Here is an 18,697-nt window from a genome sequence, read left to right as displayed (position 1 = left end):
GTTTTTTGTTAAAAAGTAAGCGCTGTATATAAAAGTAGTAAAACAGACTTAAGTAAAAAAGAAAACGCGTGCCTGAAATTTCAAACACGCGTTTTCTTTTTAAATTCAAATACCTACTTAGAGTACTTAAAATCGTGATCTTTCTTGATATTTAAAAGCGAATGATAGATTAGGCTGATTACGTTATCAACATCTTCCTTATGAATCATTTCTACTGTAGTATGCATATAACGCAATGGCAGTGAAATCAACGCTGAAGGAACGCCTCCATTAGAATAGGCGAAAGCATCAGTATCGGTTCCAGTTGAACGCGATGATGCCTGGCGTTGGAATGGTATGTTATTCTTTTCAGCTGTTTCAATCAATAATTTATTCAGGTTTACCTGAACTGCAGGAGCATAGGAAACCACTGGCCCTTTTCCACATGCTAAGTCTCCTTGTGTAATCTTATTGATCATTGGAGTCGTTGTATCATGTGTTACATCAGTAATGATTGCTACATGAGGTTTAATTCTGTGTGCAATCATTTCAGCACCACGTAAGCCAATTTCTTCCTGTACAGAGTTAACGATATATAGACCGAAAGGCAATTTTTGTTTGTTTTCTTTAAGCAAGCGAGCTACTTCAGCAATCATAAAACCACCCGCCCTGTTGTCAAGTGCACGCCCAACATAATAACGGTCGTTAAGTACCATAAATTCATCTTCGTAGGTAATTACGCAACCTACATGAACCCCTAGTTTCTCCACTTCCTCTTTTGAAGTACAACCGCAATCCAGGAATATGTTTTTTAATGCTGGAGCTTCTTCTTTTTCGCCGCCATTACGGGTATGTATGGCTGGCCATCCGAATACAGCTTTTACCATTCCTTTATCGGTATGGATATTTACTCTTTTGGAAGGAGCAATCTGATGATCAGAACCACCGTTGCGGATTACATAGATTAAACCGTCTGATGTAATATAGTTTACAAACCATGATATTTCATCAGCATGAGCTTCAATAACTACTTTGAACTCTGCTTTTGGATTGATTACACCTACTGCGGTGCCATAGTTATCGATGAAACTTTCATCGATATAAGGTTTTAAATAGTCTAACCAAAGCTTCTGGCCAGGGTACTCAAAGCCGGTTGGAGAGGGATTATTGATATATTCTTCAAAAAATTGCAGTGATTTTTTATTAACCACAGCAACATGATTGTGCTTGTCGTCTTTCTTTTTAGCCATTATTCAGTTTTTTATTATAAGCAAATATATAAATCTGGGCTTAAGCCTCAAGTTAATTATTAAGTTGTAACTCCATAATGACAAAGTCAATGCCATTGCTGACAGACCGTTGGTCTGTTTGTATGAATCCTAATTTACTATAAAAACCAGTAGCAGAGACGCGCGCATTGCACCATAGTTTTTCGGCACCTATATTTTTTACATAATCGATGATATATTTTAACAGCATTGAGCCGTATCCTTTACCCTGAGCGGAAACAATAGTTGCAAATTTTCTAAACTGATAGATCTGGTCGATATTGAAAAGAGAGACAACGGCTGTTAGCTGATCTTGTGCATATAAACCAAAATGGATTCCGTCTGCATCATTTTCCAGCTTAATCGAGTCAAAGGGCAAGTCAGGATACATCACCTGATGTCTTATTCGCCAGGTTAATTCAAATCTGATTTGTTCAATCTGAATTTTTTCCATGTCAGGTTGTTAGCTTTCTGCTGTAAAAATTGTAAATAAGTATGTTAAGGACAACTACGAGCGCTGTTCCCAGGCAGAATAATGGCCATTGGCCTTTATCCCACAGCCATAACCCCAATGCAGATCCAACGGAAGCACCGACAAAACTAACGGACATAAATACTGTATTGAGCCGGTTTCTTGCTTCAGGCACTAGTGCATAAATTCGTGTTTGGTTGGTTACATGAATGGCTTGCTGGCCAATATCGATTAAAATAATTCCTGCAATGAACAAATACAGATGACTGCCGGTAAAATAAAAACCAGCAATGCTTAGCAGTTGTAAAATCAGACCGGTGAGCAAATTTTTGCGTGGATTTTTTCCACTGCTTAATTTGCCAACCAGGGGTGCGGCAAGTGCACCGGCAGCTCCGGCAATTCCAAACAAGCCGATCTGTAAAGTTGAATAGCTGAAAGGTGGATTTGCAAGAAACAAAACCATGGTTGTCCAGAAGGCACTAAGAATAGCGAATGCCAGAAAATTTATAATGGATGCTTCACGAAGAACTGGTTGAGTTTTTACGTAATGCCACATAGACTGCATCAGTTCTTTATAATTGCCATTAAATGTTGGTTTGCTTTGCGGAAATCGAGCCGCCATCAATAGTAATAGTAGGGAGCAGATACCTGCGGCAATAAAATACATTGTTCGCCATCCCCATATAAATGCAATGCTACCACTAAGCGCCCTCGATGCGAGTATGCCAATCAGTAAGCCACTCATGATGATGCCAATTGTAGGACCTCTTTTTTCATCAGAAGTAAGGTTGGCAGCCATTGGCAGGATCAATTGTGGAACTATAGAGCTTGCGCCAATCAGTACACATGCAATTTGTAGTAGAAAAAAAGTATGTGAAAGTGCGGCCATTAGCAATGCCACCACAGCTACTCCTGTTATGAGTAATATCTGCTTCCTGCGTTCAAACATATCCCCAAGAGGGACAATCAGAAATAAACCCAGTGCATACCCAGCTTGTGTTAGGTAAGTGATCTTTCCAGCATGACTTTCTGTAATACTAAATTCCTTTGCAACCAATATTACTAAGGGTTGACAATAATAAATATTTGCTACAATCAATCCTGTACAAAAGGCCATCAATAAGACATCTGTACGTTTCAGCTCCATTACAAAGGAATATTTCCGTGTTTTTTACGCGGATTATTAACTACTTTATTTTCCAGCATTTTAAAGGCTTTGATTAGTTTATTTCTTGTCTGAGCTGGTTCGATTACTTCGTCAACAAAACCACGTTCTGCTGCTCTATAAGGATTTGCAAAGGTATCTGAATAAAGTTTTTCTTTCTCCAGCCACTTTTCTTCAGGTTTCTCTGCGCTAGTGATTTCTTTTTTGAAGATGATTTCCGCTGCGCCTTTTGCCCCCATTACAGCAATTTCAGCAGTAGGCCATGCGTAGTTTAAATCGGCCCCAATATGCTTGGAGTTCATTACATCGTAAGCACCGCCATATGCTTTTCTAGTGATCACAGTTATACGTGGTACAGTTGCCTCGCTAAATGCATAAAGTAGTTTTGCACCATTGGTAATGATGCCGTTCCATTCCTGGTCGGTTCCTGGCAAAAATCCCGGAACATCTTCAAAAACAAGTAAAGGGATATTAAAGCAGTCACAAAAGCGAACGAATCTTGCGGCCTTTGTTGAAGCGTGATTATCTAAAACTCCCGCAAGATATGCCGGTTGATTGGCTACGATTCCTATGCTTCTGCCAGCTAAACGGGCAAATCCAACCACAATATTTTCAGCGTAGTCTTTATGTACTTCCAAAAAGCTGTCAGTATCTACTGTTTCTTCAATAATGCTTCTTACATCATAAGGTTGGTTCGCATTTTGTGGCATGATTTCGTTTAATGCCGGCCGGTTTTCGTTGCTTATTTCGTAAGGTAGCTGTGTAGGTATTTCTTCACAGTTTTGAGGCATATAGCTCAGTAATCTTTTTACATGATTAATGGCGTCTAGTTCATTGCTACAAGCAAAATGTGTTACACCTGACTTGGTAGCATGAGTTGAGGCCCCACCAAGTTCCTCGGAACTTACTTCCTCATGTGTTACCGTTTTAACCACATTAGGTCCTGTAACAAACATGTAAGAAGTGTTTTCAACCATTAATATAAAATCAGTAATTGCTGGAGAATATACTGCACCCCCGGCGCAAGGACCCATAATGGCTGACAATTGTGGGACAACTCCCGATGCCTGTACATTCCGGTAAAATATATCAGCATATCCGCCAAGGGAAACGACCCCTTCCTGAATACGTGCACCACCACTGTCATTTAAACCTATAACCGGAGCGCCATTTTTCATCGCCATATCCATAATCTTACAGATTTTCTCAGCGTGGGTTTCTGATAATGAGCCTCCAAATACAGTGAAATCCTGAGAAAATACATACACAAGTCTGCCATTTATATTTCCATATCCTGTAACTACACCATCACCAAGATATTTTTCGCGCTCCATTCCAAAATCGGTACTACGATGGGTAACCAACATACCAATCTCTTCAAAAGAGTTTTCATCCATTAAAAAATGAATTCTTTCTCTTGCCGTAAGTTTACCTTTTTTATGTTGACTTTCAATTCTGGCTGCGCCACCGCCTTTCTGAGCCTCGTTTATTTTATCTTGTAATAGTTCTATTTTGCTCTTCATTAAAAAATGATTTTATCAAATTTTATAAATATACTTTTTACCAGCGATATTGCAACCTCATTGTAAATACGTCATCTTTTAGGTCATTCATATAACCAGCTAGTTGAGTATTGTCGTTTAGCACATGTTCATTGTATACCGTTAATTTCATTCTGCCATTGATTTGGCAAGTCATGCCATATCCTAAAGTATTGAATTTAATGTCACCAGCAGTTGTATTGCTATTCATCACGCCAATTTCATTTTCTTTTACGTCGGTATTTGGATCATAAGAGTCGTAGGCAACCAACGCCGTAAATCTGCTTTTAGCTATTCGCTGACTCAACCAAAGGTAATATCCTGAGAATTGACGTAAATAAAGATCCGTAGCAGGTTGAGTAGAAAAACTCTGGCTAGCCAAAGGTCCTGAAATGCTTGATGAACTAGCTACCCCTGGTTGTGTACCACCTACATATTCAGCTTTAAAAAGAGTAGATCCAAAAGTGTTGTCGTATTGAATTTGCAGATTCCCACCATAATAATCTCGTTTTGCGTTCCATCCTACATTATCAAGGCTGCTGTTTTTAACAAACCCGCCTGCCGTAGAGGTATAATAGTTTTCCGTGTCATTGCGTACAGATCCTTTGTATATTGAACCGCCAAAACCGATATGTAGTTTTTTGTTGGCCAGACTGTCAAACTTAAAGCCGAGATTTCCCACAATATCTTTTTTAGAATCATAATCTCTTGCCGAGTATCCGCTTCCATTTATTACCGCTAGCTCTGCTGTTAAAAAATTAAACATTTTATGGTCTGGTTTAAAAGTTACCATGGCTCCCAAATCCCTTTCTCTCGGCATTAGTGTTTGGAATACCCTGGCCCTTTCAGGGAAGTCCCTGTATCCGGAAGAATATACAATTGAATGTCCAAAAGGACGGTTAAATAAACCGGCGGTAAATAATAAGGCTTTGGAATCAGGTTGATGTAACTGTATAAAGGCATCCATCAAAGCAACGCCATTTTGTGTTGCATCAATCTGAAAGACAATGCTTGAGTATTTATCTGCTCGGTCGATTTTTAGCCTTCCTCTTCGAATCATGAAACGATCCTTTGAGTTTTTTGAAAAATCACCACCTGAAAAGGAACCTATTCCTTCTGACTGTGCACGTTGGTATTGAGTTTGCAGATAACCAGTAATAGCAATCTCATGTGCATCATAGCTGGATGGGGAATTATTACTTTGTGCAAATGTGAAAAAAGGACATAAAAGCAATAAAGAGAATAATAAACGTCTCATAAATGGCGGAAAATATTGTAAGCCTGCTAAATTACGCTTAATGGTTCATTTTACCATTAATAAGCGTATAGATTTTGAAAGTCACTTTCAAAATAATCTTTTTATAACAACTAAATTACATTTTTATTACATGTTGATTTGCGATTTCGGCTATTTTGGAGTTATTTTTGATGAGTTGTAAAACTAAAAAACAGAGATAGATGTTCTTAAGGAAATATCGTTTACATATTATCATAGCCTTTCTTGGCATCTTTTCAATAAAGATGATAATCTCTGGTGCGCCTGTGTTTTTTAACCATATCGACAAGGAAATAATGAATTCTGTTATTATGCAAATAGAAGTAGAGCATAGTGCAGATGGTGATGCTGGTAAAGCTAAGGTGAAGCTCTTCGATTATAGAATAGAAACGCATTATGATCATGGTTTTTCAGCTATACTTAGTCATTTTGGCATAAGTAACAGTTTTCTGGATCACTTTAAACGGTATTTTGATCCATTTCACCCATCGGTGCCGACACCGCCTCCTAACTATTGCTAATTTTTCGAAGCATATCGTCCTGCAAGGGATAGCTATGCATTTTTTTTAAATTAGTAACAACATTAAAACTTAGTTTTATGCAAAGTGGAAGCTCAATCTTCTCAAGATTGGAAGTGAAGAAGTATATATTAAAAAAGAATTTAAAAAAGGATTTACCTGCCAGTATTGTGGTATTTCTGGTTGCCCTACCTTTGTGTTTAGGGATTGCGCTGGCATCGGGTGCGCCATTATTCGCCGGTATTATAACTGGTATTGTTGGAGGTGTCATTGTGGCCAGTTTCAGTGGATCGCAGTTAAGCGTTAGCGGCCCTGCTGCAGGACTTACAGCGATCGTATTAGGTGCTATAGGACAATTAGGTAGTTACCAGGTGTTTATACTTGCAGTAGTACTAGCGGGTGTAATGCAGCTTATTTTAGGTTTATTAAAGGGTGGGACAATAGGAAATTATTTCCCGTCAAGCGTGATAGAAGGCATGCTCGCAGCGATTGGATTAACACTAATTCTAAAGCAATTGCCGCATGCGCTGGGTGTTGATTCAGATTTTTTTGGTGATCAAAGCTTTTTCCAAAATGATAACGAGAATACATTCTCCGCCATAGGAAATGCGCTAAGCCATTTTGGCCTGGCTGCTATTGTCATTAGTTCATTATCAATTGCCATTCTTATTTTTTGGCCGAAGTTTAAAAAGTTAAGTATAATACCAGCACCGCTATTGGTGGTTGTTTTGGGAATTTCATTAGCTCTGGCTTTTCAGGGAACACCTTATGCACTTGGTGCAAGTCACATGGTAGAAATTCCGGTGGTAAATGACTTTTCTCAATTTATTGGTTTATTTACAACTCCTGATTTCTCTGCGATAACGGATGGGAAGGTATGGGTTGTTGCAGCAACGATTGCTGTAGTAGCCAGTTTAGAAACCTTGCTTAGTATAGAAGCTATTGATAAAATAGACCCTATAAAAAGAGTTACTCCAACCAACCGCGAGTTGATGGCCCAGGGAACGGGAAATATTGTTAGTGGATTGGTTGGTGGATTACCAATGACATCAGTTATTGTACGTAGTTCTGCGAACGTAAATGCAGGTGGTAGAACCAAGATGTCAGCAATTTTTCATGGCTGCTGGCTACTTTTATCATTACTTTTTATTCCAGGTCTGATAAATATGATACCTTTGGCATGTTTAGCTGCTATACTATTGGTAACCGGTTATAAACTTACAAGGGTGGCATTATTTAAGCATATGTATCATAAAGGCTGGGACCAGTTTGTCCCGTTCGTGATCACAATCATAGCTGTATTGCTTACTGACCTTTTAAAAGGCGTTGCCGTAGGTATGCTGTTCTCTGTCTTTTATTTGTTGCGTACCAATATGCGTAACCCTTATTTCTATAAAATTCAGGAAGAAGGAAATAAAAAGAATATCAGAATTAAGCTGGCGGAAGAAGTATCTTTTCTAAATAAAGCTGCCATTCAGGTGGTGTTGAATAAAATTCCTAAAGAAACAAATGTAATTATTGACGGGACCAATTCCAGGTATATAGACCCTGATGTATTGGAAACCATTTTTAATTATAAGCACAATGCTTATACTAAAGGGATTATTGTGGTTTTAGAAAATATTAAACAACAATATACCGTCCCAAAATTGAACAATAAAGTAATCGAAGAAATTAATAATTAAAATATTATGTGCGCAAAATTAGAAAAACAAGAGACAGATAAAATAACATACGAAGGTTTACTACAAGGAAATAAGGATTGGGTAGCGGAGACGCTGAAAGAAGATCCAAAATTTTTCGAAAGACTTTCAGCGGGACAGGCTCCACCGGTTCTTTGGATCGGATGTTCTGATAGCCGTGTGCCGGCCAATCAAATTACGAACACTATGCCTGGTGATATTTTTGTGCACCGTAACATTGCAAATGTGGTTACGCATACAGATATGAACCTGCTGAGTGTGTTGGATTATTCAGTTAATGTGTTAAAAGTAAAACACATTATCGTTTGTGGCCATTATGGTTGTGGTGGTGTAAATGCGGCTCTGGGTGATAAACAAGTTGGTTTAATTGACAATTGGTTAAGAAATATCAAGGATGTTATCCGGATGCATGAGCGTGAGATGCAAACGATTAAAGATCCTCAAAAGAGATCTAACCGCTTGGTTGAACTCAATGCAATTGAAGGCGCTGCAAACGTTATGAGTACTTCTATCGTTCAAAATGCCTGGGCATCAGGTCAGGAACTTGCTGTTCATGCCTGGGTATATAGCCTGGAGACTGGATTGATTAAAGATTTGCAGGTAAGCGCATCAGGTGCTGAAGAGATTTCTCCGGTATTTAAAATGCAAGCAAAGAAATAGTAGCATATAGTCTATTGTTTAAACGGATAAAGGCCCTGACATAGAATATATGTCAGGGCCTTTTTATTGTGTCTAGTGGAATAAAAATTACCTTCTCCGAAGCGGCCTAAGACGTTTTTGCTTTTCAGCAAAAGTAGACTTTAAGGAGCTCAACGAGACCATTAAAATCAACTAAGCTCCGGGTTAAATGCCGGATGCAGAGGCGAACGGTTATTTTTTACCCTAAAAACGGATAACGGTAATCTTTTGGCATATCAAAAGTCTCTTTAATAGCACGTGGAGATACCCAGCGCAATAAGTTGATCATTGATCCGGCTTTATCATTTGTACCAGACCCTCTAGCACCACCAAATGGTTGTTGCCCAACTACTGCACCTGTACATTTATCATTGATATAGAAGTTTCCTGCTGCATTTCTTAAGGCATGTGAAGCTTTCTCAATTGCATAACGGTCCTGTGCAATTACAGCACCTGTTAAAGCATATATCGAGGTAGTATCAATAATGTCTAAAACCTGATCGAAATCTTTGTCTTCATAAACATAGACTGTTAAAACAGGGCCAAACAATTCTTCGCACATGGTTGTGTATTTAGGATCATCTACAACTAAAACAGTTGGTTCAATAAAGTATCCTTTGCTTTTATCATAAGCGCCACCTGCAATAATTTCCACACCTTTATCTTTTTTAGCTTCGTCAATATATTTGGTCAGCTTGTCAAAAGAATTCTCGTCAATTACTGCGTTGATAAAGTTGTTGAAATCTTCTGTACCGCCCATTTTAAAGGTAGCCAGATCGCGTAACATAAATTCTTTTACTTTAGGCCAGATGCTTTTAGCGATATAAACGCGTGAAGCAGCAGAACATTTTTGTCCCTGGTATTCAAAAGCACCACGAATAATTGCTGTACTTGAAGCTTCAGCTTCAGCAGAACCATGAACAAGAATAAAATCTTTACCACCAGTTTCACCAACAATACGAGGATAAGTTTTAAACTTATGAATGTTGTTACCAATAGTTTTCCAGATGTTTTGGAAAACGCCGGTAGAACCGGTAAAGTGAATACCAGCAAAGTCAGGGTGACTGAAAATGACATCGCCGGCATCAGGTCCTGATACATAAACAAGGTTGATTACACCGTCTGGCAAACCTGCTTCTTTAAAGATCTGCATCAATACATTGGCTGCATAGATCTGTGTATTTGCTGGTTTCCAAACTACAACATTACCCATCATGGCTGCAGAAGTAGGAAGGTTACCCGCAATAGCGGTGAAGTTAAAAGGTGTTAAAGCAAATACAAACCCCTCAAGCGGACGCTGTTCAACTCTGTTCCATGATCCTTTTGGAGAAACAGGAGGTTGTTGCTTATATATATCCGACATATAACTTACGTTGAAACGCAGGAAATCTATCAGTTCACATGCAGAATCAATTTCAGCCTGATAAGCATTTTTTGACTGACCAAGCATAGTTGCTGCATTTAATTTGTAACGGTATGGTCCTGCAATTAGATCTGCCGCTTTCAAGAAGATTGCTGCACGGTGTTCCCATGCCAGGTTTTCCCAATTGGCTTTAGCAGCCAGAGCAGCGTCAATAGCCTGCGTTACATGCGCTTTCTCGCCTTTGCTGTATTGTCCAAGTATATGTTGATGATCGTGTGGAGGAGTTACCTTCCCTTTATTGTCAGTATGTACTTCTTTACCGGCAATATGCATTGGTATATCAATCTGATTTGCACGGGCATCGGCAATAGCTGCCATTAAAAGTTCACGTTCTTTGCTTCCTGGAGCATAACCCAAAATGGGCTCATTAACAGGAATTGGTACGTTAAAAAATCCTTTAAGCATATTGTAATAAGTTGTTTCCACAAAGGTAGGTTTTATTTTTATTACGATGGTAATGCTCATTCTGTATTATGTTGATACAATACGCTGTAATAATTCTTATTTTTGAGCCCTAAGCATGATTAAATACCTGAGATTACTTTTATTTCCTTTTTCTATCCTGTATGGACTGGTGGTTGTACTCAGAAATAAACTGTATGATCTCGGCTTGCTTAAATCAACAGGTTTTGATATTCCGGTCATCTGTGTAGGTAATCTGGTTGTTGGTGGATCCGGGAAAAGTCCGGTAACTGAATACCTTGTTCATTTGCTTGAGGGACATAAAATCGCAATATTGAGTAGAGGCTACGGTCGGAAAACCAAAGGATTCGTGCTGGCTGATCATAACGCAACTGCACAGACGATAGGTGATGAGCCAATGCAGTTTTACAATAAATTTCCGCAGGTAACTGTAGCCGTATGTGAAGATCGGGTAAAAGGCATTAACCTGTTAAAGGATAGTCACGACATCATACTGATGGATGATGCTTATCAGCACCGTAGTGTAAAGCCGGGTTTTAGTATACTGCTTTTCGAATATCAAAAATTGTTGAAGCAGCAATTTCTCTTACCTGCCGGTAATTTAAGAGAACCCTTTGCTGGGTATAAAAGAGCTCAGGCTTTACTGGTGACAAAGGCTCCAGTACAAATAATCAAAATTGACAGAGAAAAATGCATTGATAAGTTTAATCATAAGTCAGTGGCCGATGTGTCTTTTTCCTTTATCACCTATGGTAATTTAGAACACTTGTTCTCCTCAACAAGTCAAGCCTGTGATAAAATTACAAAGGATACCGCTGTTTTTCTGCTTACTGGTATTGCTAATCCATTGCCACTGTTAAATCACCTTAAAAATTACACTACTGATATTGAGCATCACGATTATCCCGATCATCATCAGTTTAGTAAAAGTAATATTGAAAACCTGATTAAGGCGTTTAATAGTGATGTTAGAAAAGAAAAAATCATTATTACAACAGAAAAGGACGCACAGCGTTTATTAGATGTTACTTTCAAAGAATTACTACTAAATTTACCAGTCTTTTATTTGCCAATTAAAATTGACTTACAGAAAGAAGATAAAGCTACATTTGATCAAAAGATTTTAAACTATGTTTCAAGCACTACACGAAACCGTTGAATATATAAAACGTAAAACCAATAATTTCGAACCGGAAATTGGAATTGTATTGGGGACCGGTCTCGGTGGCCTGGTTAACGAAATAGAAGTTGAGTATAGTTTAATGTATTCTAACATTCCTAATTTTCCGATTTCTACCCTTGAGTTTCATTCAGGAAAGTTAATATTTGGAACTTTAAAAGGTAAAAAAGTGATTGCTATGCAAGGGCGCTTGCATTATTATGAAGGCTATAGTATGCAACAGATCACTTTTCCAATCAGAGCAATGAAGGCCTTAGGTATCCATTGTTTGTTCGTGTCAAATGCTGCGGGATCTTTAAATCCGGATTTTAAAAAAGGTGATTTGATGATCATTAATGACCATATCAATTTACAGCCTGAGAGTCCATTGAGAGGGCATAATGATGCTGATATGGGCCCCCGATTTCCGGATATGAGTCAGCCATACAGCCGTAAACTGATCGATAGCGCCTTGAAAATTGCCAAAAAGGAAAAGATCAACTGTCATCAGGGCGTATATGTTTCTGTGACGGGGCCTAATCTGGAAACAAAAGCAGAATATAAATATTTGAGAATAATTGGAGGGGACGCAGTTGGGATGAGTACTGTTCCTGAAGTTATTGTTTCCAACCATATGCAGGTGCCTGTATTTGCAATTTCTGTATTAACAGATGAAGGTTTTACAGAGGTACTTGAACCAGTAAGTCTAGAAGAGATACTGGAAACTGCTAAAACCGCAGAACCAATGATGACAAAAATATTGAGCCAGTTAATTTCTACTTTGTAATGTATAAACGCATTGTTTTATTTGTTCTTTTGCTGTTGTGTTTAAGTACAGGGTCTTTGCTTGCACAAGATTTGAAGACCACGGTAAGAGACAATAAGGAGCTGGATTCTTTGAGGAAAAAAGATGAAGAGGGCTTGGATTCGGTTGTGTTTACTTCAAAATATGTAAGGTATACTACACTGAAACTAACTAAAGATAGTATACAGACCCTCCCATTAGATACCAGTTTAAATGGCTTTCAAAATTTCAGTGTCCTTGTTCAGCCAAGGAGGCCCACAATTAGTACGGGAAATTTAGGCCTGGCTGCTATGCCAATGTTATTCGAGCCGGTAAAGACAATAGGTTTTGATCCGGGTTTCCATTCCCTGGATTTTTATGCGATGACCCATGATGATGTTAAATATTATCAGGCAAGAACCCCTTTTACCAGCCTTTATTATGCAACAGCAGGAGACGCAGAACAGGTTTTTAAGGTCATCCACTCGCAAAATGTAAAGAAAAATTTCAATATAGGGGCCAATTTTAATCGGATTGGAGCCAATGGAATATTCACCAGACAAAGAGGTGATGACCTCAACGGAGCATTATTTACCTGGTACCAGTCACCTAATAAGCGCTATAATTTATGGAGTAATGGAGTCTTTAATACTTTAAAGGCTGCTGAAAATGGCTCTATCGAAAATAAAGCTATTTATACCAGTGCGCCTGATCAGATCATTAACAGGATTGCGGAAAGGACACGTTTAAATAATTCGAGGCAAATATGGCGTCAAGGTTCATTCTTGATTAAACAGTCGTATTTTGTGGGGCGTATAGATAGCACGGCGCAGGAAATATCAGATAAGATATTACCTACCAACAAAATTACCTATACGTTTAAATACGATAAAAAGTCCTATGCATTTCAAAAAGATGAGGTCGATGATCATACTGTAATTCCAAAAGGGTTTGCAGATAGTACTTTTACCAACGATAGTACTAGTTATAACCGTATTCAAAATGAATTTATATACAGCTTTTTCCTTAGAGCAAAGTCAAGCTCTATCATTAAAAATGAGTTGAAACTGGATGCGGGAATAAGGCATGAATATTATAATTATACACAAATAGGTGCTTATAAAGACAGGACTAATTTTTACGATTACAACGCTAGTTTTCAGAATATTACTTTGCTGGGGTCGGCAGGTTATAGATTTAGTAACCGTATAGATTTGAATGTAGATGTAGAACAAATATTTCAGGGCAGAAACACTGGTGACTTCCTATATGAAGCTAAAAGCAATGTTCTACTTAGCAATAAGGTGGGGAGAGTTGTTTTGGGAGCTTATTTTGAGAACAAATCTCCTGAGGAAATCTATAACCGGTATTTTGGGAACCATTATCAATGGATTAATAACTTCGATCGAACAAAAACGGTTAATTTCTCCTTTAAATATTTAAACGATAAATTGAAACTGGATGCCACAGCAGATTATTACCTGATAAATAACTACCTGTATTTTAAATCCAGGGGATATGGTGTAGTGGGTTCAAGCCGGGCAGATAGCCTTACAATTATGCCCGACCAGCTTAGTGGAAGTATTAATCTTTTAAAAATTGCGGTGGGCAAGAAATTTCAATTTGGTAAGTTTCATTTAGACAGTTATATCGTATATCAGAAAACAGATAATCCTGGGGTATTAAGAACACCTGAGTTTTATACTTTTAATAGCTTCTATCTGAACCAAACTTTTTTTAAAGCGCTTAAAACCAATGTCGGTTTCGATATTCGTTACAATACTCCCTATAAAAACTATTCTTATTCTCCTGCTGCCAGTCAGTTTTATATTGGCGAGGATAGAACCTTTGATGCTACACCAATTATTGATGTATGGGTAAAAGCGAGCTTAAGGAAAGCCAATCTGTTTGTGAAATGTGATTATGTAAACCAGGGCTTCCCTATTAAAGGTTATTATACCGTTAATCAATATCCTATGCAAGACCGCTTGTTATTCAAATTCGGTGTACAGTGGAATTTCTATGATTAGGTTTTCTGTGGTTTCTTTTTAGCTGCGGGAAACAATACATTATTTAAAATCAGCCTGTATCCGGGTGAATTTGGATGCAGGTTTAAATCAGTAGGGGGATCACCAACTGCATGCTGGTAATCTTCAGGATCGTGTCCTCCATAAAAGGTAAATTGTCCTTTACCAATTTCTCCATTTAAATAACGAACCTCTTCGGCGCCTTTATTTTCGCCAAGTACAGTTATACTAGGTTTTACCAGACGCTTTCTAAAGGCTGTAGTTTGTCCCATAAATCCTTTGATGACCTTGTCGTGGTTTTGGGTAAGCATTGTTGGTACCAGGTCCCATTTCGCCGAAAAATCAAATAACGTGAAGAAGTCATTATTCTGTGTTAATGTTCGTGTTTGCGTAACATCAATATCCGAGAATTCATAATTGGCAGGATTCAGATCCAACTGAAAATCTTTAAAGGCAAAAGTTCTGTTAAAATTGATTTTAGCTTGCGCCTGAGGATCTGCTGAATCACCATCGAACATGCTTTCACAAATGTCTATTCCATCGGCACTTAAAGCAATGTCAAAGCTGTCTGTCCCAGAACACATCGCAAATAAGAATCCTCCACCCGCACAAAATTCTTTTATTCTTTTGGCTACAGCCAGTTTCATTTCGGAAACTTTCTTAAAACCATTACGTTTTGCTGCAGCCTCCTGATTTTTTACATCTTCTCTGTACCATGTCGCATTTCTAAATGCGCTCCAGAAACGGCCATACTGGCCTGTAAAGTCTTCGTGGTGCATGTGTAGCCAGTCATAACCCGATAATTTGTCTTTTAATACCTCATCGTCATAAATTACATCATAAGGTATTTCTGCATAAGTAAGCACCAGGGTTACCGCATCATCCCATGGCAGTTTACTTTTAGGAGAGTAGACGGCAATTTTAGGTGCTTTTTCAAGTTTCACCATCTCCATGTTTACCTGGGGGTCACTAATTTCATTTAAAATCGCAGTGACCTTTCCGTCGGCAAGTATCTGATAGGATATACCGCGGGTCTTACATTCATCTTCAACCGCTTTATTGTATTTAATCAAAAAACTTCCTCCACGGTAATTTAAAAGCCAGCTCACATCAGCCTGTTGTTTAATGCCCCAGTATGCTAAACCATAAGCTTTCAAGTGATTTTTTTGGTCTTCATCCATATAAATCAAAATAGACGAAGCTTTAAGCGTAATGCACAATAGCAGGAAGAAAAAGAAAAGACTTACTCGTTTTGAAATCATAAACAGGCACATATTACGAAAGTACTTATATAACGGTACAAAAAAAAGGAAATTATAGCGCTTTGCTCTAGGCAAAAAAATTAATCGCTTAAGAAGGATTTTGTATATTTCTTTTCAAAACATATGGGATTTAGGAATTTACAGTTATCTTTATGCAAACGGTTGCATTAATCAGATATAAAACGAGGAATATATGTATTTACTAGGCCTTGATATAGGCACATCTTCTATAAAAGTTTCTGTCGTGGATATAGCGACTCAGAAAAGGATAGCTACGGCACAATACCCTGAAGAAGAAACGGAGATTAAATCTCTTAAGCCGGGCTGGGCAGAGCAGTCGCCGGCTGATTGGTGGACAAATGCTATTCATGCAATTCTAAAATTAAAGGATTCGGGAAGTTTTAATACAAAAGATATTCTGGCTATAGGTATTGCATATCAGATGCATGGGCTGGTAGTAGTGGACAAAGACCGACAGGTTTTACGGGATAGTATTATCTGGTGTGATAGCCGCGCCGTTGAACTTGGAGAAAGGGCATTCGATGTAATAGGTCATGAACATTGTTTGAATAATATGCTCAATTCTCCCGGAAATTTTACAGCATCAAAGCTAGCCTGGGTTAAAAATAATGAGCCTGAACTTTACAACAAGATTGATAAAATAATGCTACCGGGTGACTTTATCGCTATGAAATTAACGGGAAGTATAGGTACCAGTATTGCAGCACTGTCTGAGGGGGTTTTTTGGGATTTCCGAAAAGATGGAGTGTCAAAAGAATTGATGGAATACTATGGGTTTAATGAGGATTTAATCCCTGAAGTTAAACCGCTTTTTTCTGTACATGGGACGCTTAAAGTTGAGGTTGCTGCATTGTTGGGACTAAGGGAAGGAATTCCTGTTTCTTATAAGTCGGGTGATCAGCCTAACAATGCACTTTCTTTAAATGTGTTTAAGCCTGGTGAAGTAGCGGCGACTGCCGGAACTTCAGGCGTAATATATGGTGTGAGTGATGACCTTACCTGCGATCCGCAATCCAGGGTAAATACTTTTGCACATGTAAGCTATTCCAGTGCACAAAAACATACAGGTGTATTGTTATGTATCAATGGTACAGGAAGTATGTACAGGTGGGCAAAGCACAATTTTGCTCCTAACTTATCTTATGCAACACTTAATGAATTGGCTGCAACAGCTCCTATTGGAAGTAAAGGTTTAAAGGTCTTGCCTTTCGGTAATGGTGCTGAAAGGATGCTCAATAATAAATATACCGGTGCTCAATTGTTGGGTATTGATCTCAATTTACATACGCAGGCAGAAATTTTTAGAGCTGTACAAGAGGGAATCGCTTTCTCATTTCGTTATGGTCTCGACATTATGCGAGAAAATGGTATGCGGCCAAAAGTCATCAGGGCAGGAATGGCGAACTTATTTTTAAGCGATGTTTTTGCCCAGACATTTGTGGATGTAACCGGGATCCCGGTTGAATTATACGAAAATGATGGTAGTGTAGGTGCGGCATTGGGAGCTGGAATTGGAGCAGGGATTTTTAAGAGCGCTGAAGAAGCATTTACCCAACATGAATTGATCAGGTATTTAGAACCAAAGAATTCTGAAGCATATGAAAGCGTATATGCCGAATGGAAAGATCTTTTAAATAAAGCATTATAAATAAAAATATATCAACATGACAAAAGTAGTAACAGGAGCTAAAGAATTTTTTAAAGGAATTGAACAAATTCAATTTGAAGGCTTGCAGAGCGATAATCCACTTGCATTTAGATGGTATGATGCAAATAAAGTAGTCGCGGGAAAAACAATGAATGAGCATTTTAAGTTTGCTTGTGCCTATTGGCATTCATTTAACGGAAACGGCAGCGATCCATTTGGTGGTGCTACACATATTTTTCCCTGGGATGAAAAGAAAGATGTAGTAGAAAGAGCAAAAGATAAAATGGATGCAGCATTTGAATTCATTACCAAAATGCAATTGCCATATTATTGTTTTCATGATGTTGACGTGGTTGATTATTGCGATGATGTTGTTGAAAACGAACGGAGATTACAAACTTTGGTAGAATATGCTAAAGAGAAGCAGGCTAGCAGTGGTGTGAAATTACTTTGGGGAACAGCCAATTTATTTAGTCATAGGCGTTACATGAACGGTGCTTCTACAAACCCGGATTTTCATGTACTTGCACATGGTGCTGCACAGGTGAAAGCCGCATTAGACGCAACTATTGCACTGGGTGGAGAGAATTATGTTTTTTGGGGTGGAAGAGAAGGTTACATGAGTTTGCTTAACACCAATATGAAACGTGAGCAGGAACATCTGGCCAAGTTTTTACATACAGCTAAAGATTATGCCCGTAAACAGGGCTTTAAAGGTACTTTCTTTATTGAACCAAAGCCGTGTGAACCATCCAAACATCAATATGATTATGATGCTGCAACGGTTAGAGGATTTTTGCAGCAGTATGATTTGCTGGCAGATTTTAAATTGAACCTGGAAGTTAACCATGCTACTTTGGCCGGACACACTTTTCAACATGAGCTACAGGTTGCGGTAGATAGTGGTTTATTAGGGTCAATTGATGCGAATCGTGGTGATTACCAGAATGGCTGGGATACAGACCAGTTTCCTAATGACATCAATGAATTGACAGAAGCCATGCTGATTATTTTAGAAGGTGGTGGATTAAAAGGTGGTGGTGTGAATTTTGATGCCAAAATTCGTCGTAATTCAACTGATCCCGCTGATTTGTTTTATGCACATGTGGGAGGTATGGATATTTTTGCACGTGCTTTGATCACCGCGGATGCGATATTGCAAAAATCAGATTATAAGAAAATAAGAACGGATAGGTATGCTTCTTTCGACAGCGGTAAAGGAGCAGAATTTGAGCAGGGAAAATTAAGCTTGGAAGATTTAAGAGACTATGCAGCACAAAATGGTGAACCCGAAGTTCGTAGCGGAAAACAAGAATATTTGGAAAATGTAATAAATCGCTATATTTAAAA

The 18,697-nt window shown here is 38.4% G+C and carries 15 protein-coding genes; 8 read left to right on the top strand and 7 right to left on the bottom strand.

Annotated elements, in window-relative coordinates; all coding sequences use genetic code 11:
- Nucleotides 1-113: 113 nt before the first annotated feature.
- Genes R2Q84_RS09150 through R2Q84_RS09130 form a run of 5 tightly spaced genes read right to left on the bottom strand, consistent with a single transcriptional unit; the run spans nt 114 to nt 5,683 of the window.
- Complete coding sequence (locus tag R2Q84_RS09150) at nt 114-1,229, bottom strand: M42 family metallopeptidase (RefSeq protein ID WP_316816240.1); 1,116 nt, start codon at nt 1,227-1,229, stop codon at nt 114-116.
- Nucleotides 1,230-1,281: 52 nt separating this feature from the next.
- Nucleotides 1,282-1,701, bottom strand: a complete 420-nt coding sequence (locus tag R2Q84_RS09145; RefSeq protein WP_316816239.1) for a GNAT family N-acetyltransferase — start codon at nt 1,699-1,701, stop codon at nt 1,282-1,284.
- A gap of 1 nt (nt 1,702) precedes the next feature.
- The gene (locus R2Q84_RS09140) at nt 1,703-2,866 is read right to left on the bottom strand and encodes an MFS transporter (RefSeq protein ID WP_316816238.1); all 1,164 of its coding nucleotides are present in this window, start codon (nt 2,864-2,866) and stop codon (nt 1,703-1,705) included.
- Nucleotides 2,866-4,407, bottom strand: a complete 1,542-nt coding sequence (locus R2Q84_RS09135) for an acyl-CoA carboxylase subunit beta (RefSeq protein WP_316816237.1) — start codon at nt 4,405-4,407, stop codon at nt 2,866-2,868. The genes R2Q84_RS09140 and R2Q84_RS09135 overlap by 1 nt, the downstream gene beginning before the upstream one ends.
- 37 nt (nt 4,408-4,444) lie before the next feature.
- Nucleotides 4,445-5,683 (bottom strand): porin, encoded by a 1,239-nt coding sequence (locus R2Q84_RS09130; RefSeq protein WP_316816236.1) that lies wholly within the window; start codon nt 5,681-5,683, stop codon nt 4,445-4,447.
- 329 nt (nt 5,684-6,012) lie between these two features.
- On the opposite strand from R2Q84_RS09130, the gene R2Q84_RS09125 reads away from it, so the two are divergent.
- The 3 genes from R2Q84_RS09125 (at nt 6,013) to R2Q84_RS09115 (ending at nt 8,582) form a co-directional block, all read left to right on the top strand.
- Nucleotides 6,013-6,222: a hypothetical protein gene (locus R2Q84_RS09125; RefSeq protein WP_316816235.1), complete on the top strand. Its 210-nt coding sequence runs from the start codon at nt 6,013-6,015 to the stop codon at nt 6,220-6,222.
- 77 nt (nt 6,223-6,299) lie between these two features.
- Nucleotides 6,300-7,904 (top strand): SulP family inorganic anion transporter, encoded by a 1,605-nt coding sequence (locus tag R2Q84_RS09120; protein WP_316816234.1) that lies wholly within the window; start codon nt 6,300-6,302, stop codon nt 7,902-7,904.
- 6 nt (nt 7,905-7,910) lie between these two features.
- A complete protein-coding gene (locus R2Q84_RS09115) occupies nt 7,911-8,582 on the top strand; it encodes a carbonic anhydrase (RefSeq protein WP_316816233.1) in 672 nt (223 codons plus the stop codon).
- A 217-nt stretch (nt 8,583-8,799) separates the two neighbouring features.
- Here R2Q84_RS09115 and pruA read toward each other — a convergent pair whose 3' ends face one another.
- Nucleotides 8,800-10,428: an L-glutamate gamma-semialdehyde dehydrogenase gene (pruA, locus tag R2Q84_RS09110; protein ID WP_316816585.1), complete on the bottom strand. Its 1,629-nt coding sequence runs from the start codon at nt 10,426-10,428 to the stop codon at nt 8,800-8,802.
- Nucleotides 10,429-10,543: 115 nt separating this feature from the next.
- Here pruA and lpxK point away from each other — a divergent pair, with 115 nt between their 5' ends.
- From lpxK to R2Q84_RS09095, 3 genes are read left to right on the top strand one after another with little or no spacing between them, the layout of a single operon-like run.
- Nucleotides 10,544-11,605 (top strand): tetraacyldisaccharide 4'-kinase, encoded by a 1,062-nt coding sequence (gene lpxK, locus R2Q84_RS09105; protein ID WP_316816232.1) that lies wholly within the window; start codon nt 10,544-10,546, stop codon nt 11,603-11,605.
- Nucleotides 11,577-12,392 carry a purine-nucleoside phosphorylase gene (locus R2Q84_RS09100; protein WP_316816231.1) on the top strand — a complete coding sequence of 272 codons (816 nt, stop codon included), beginning with the start codon at nt 11,577-11,579 and terminating at the stop codon, nt 12,390-12,392. The genes lpxK and R2Q84_RS09100 overlap by 29 nt, the downstream gene beginning before the upstream one ends.
- Nucleotides 12,392-14,419: a putative porin gene (locus R2Q84_RS09095; RefSeq protein WP_316816230.1), complete on the top strand. Its 2,028-nt coding sequence runs from the start codon at nt 12,392-12,394 to the stop codon at nt 14,417-14,419. The genes R2Q84_RS09100 and R2Q84_RS09095 overlap by 1 nt, the downstream gene beginning before the upstream one ends.
- On the opposite strand, the gene R2Q84_RS09090 is transcribed toward R2Q84_RS09095, so the two are convergent.
- Complete coding sequence (locus tag R2Q84_RS09090; protein ID WP_410478419.1) at nt 14,416-15,597, bottom strand: asparagine synthetase B; 1,182 nt, start codon at nt 15,595-15,597, stop codon at nt 14,416-14,418. The genes R2Q84_RS09095 and R2Q84_RS09090 overlap by 4 nt on opposite strands.
- Before the next feature lie 274 nt (nt 15,598-15,871).
- On the opposite strand from R2Q84_RS09090, the gene R2Q84_RS09085 reads away from it, so the two are divergent.
- Together R2Q84_RS09085 and xylA are read left to right on the top strand one after the other, a co-directional pair.
- Nucleotides 15,872-17,347: a xylulokinase gene (locus R2Q84_RS09085; protein ID WP_316816228.1), complete on the top strand. Its 1,476-nt coding sequence runs from the start codon at nt 15,872-15,874 to the stop codon at nt 17,345-17,347.
- Nucleotides 17,348-17,363: 16 nt separating this feature from the next.
- Nucleotides 17,364-18,695, top strand: a complete 1,332-nt coding sequence (xylA, locus tag R2Q84_RS09080; protein ID WP_316816227.1) for a xylose isomerase — start codon at nt 17,364-17,366, stop codon at nt 18,693-18,695.
- The last annotated feature ends 2 nt before the right edge of the window (nt 18,696-18,697 follow it).

The organism is Pedobacter nyackensis (assembly GCF_032678475.1).
Taxonomy (GTDB): domain Bacteria; phylum Bacteroidota; class Bacteroidia; order Sphingobacteriales; family Sphingobacteriaceae; genus Pedobacter; species Pedobacter nyackensis_A.
Note: the sequence above shows the minus strand (reverse complement) of the source record. Positions and strands in the feature narration are given on the sequence as shown.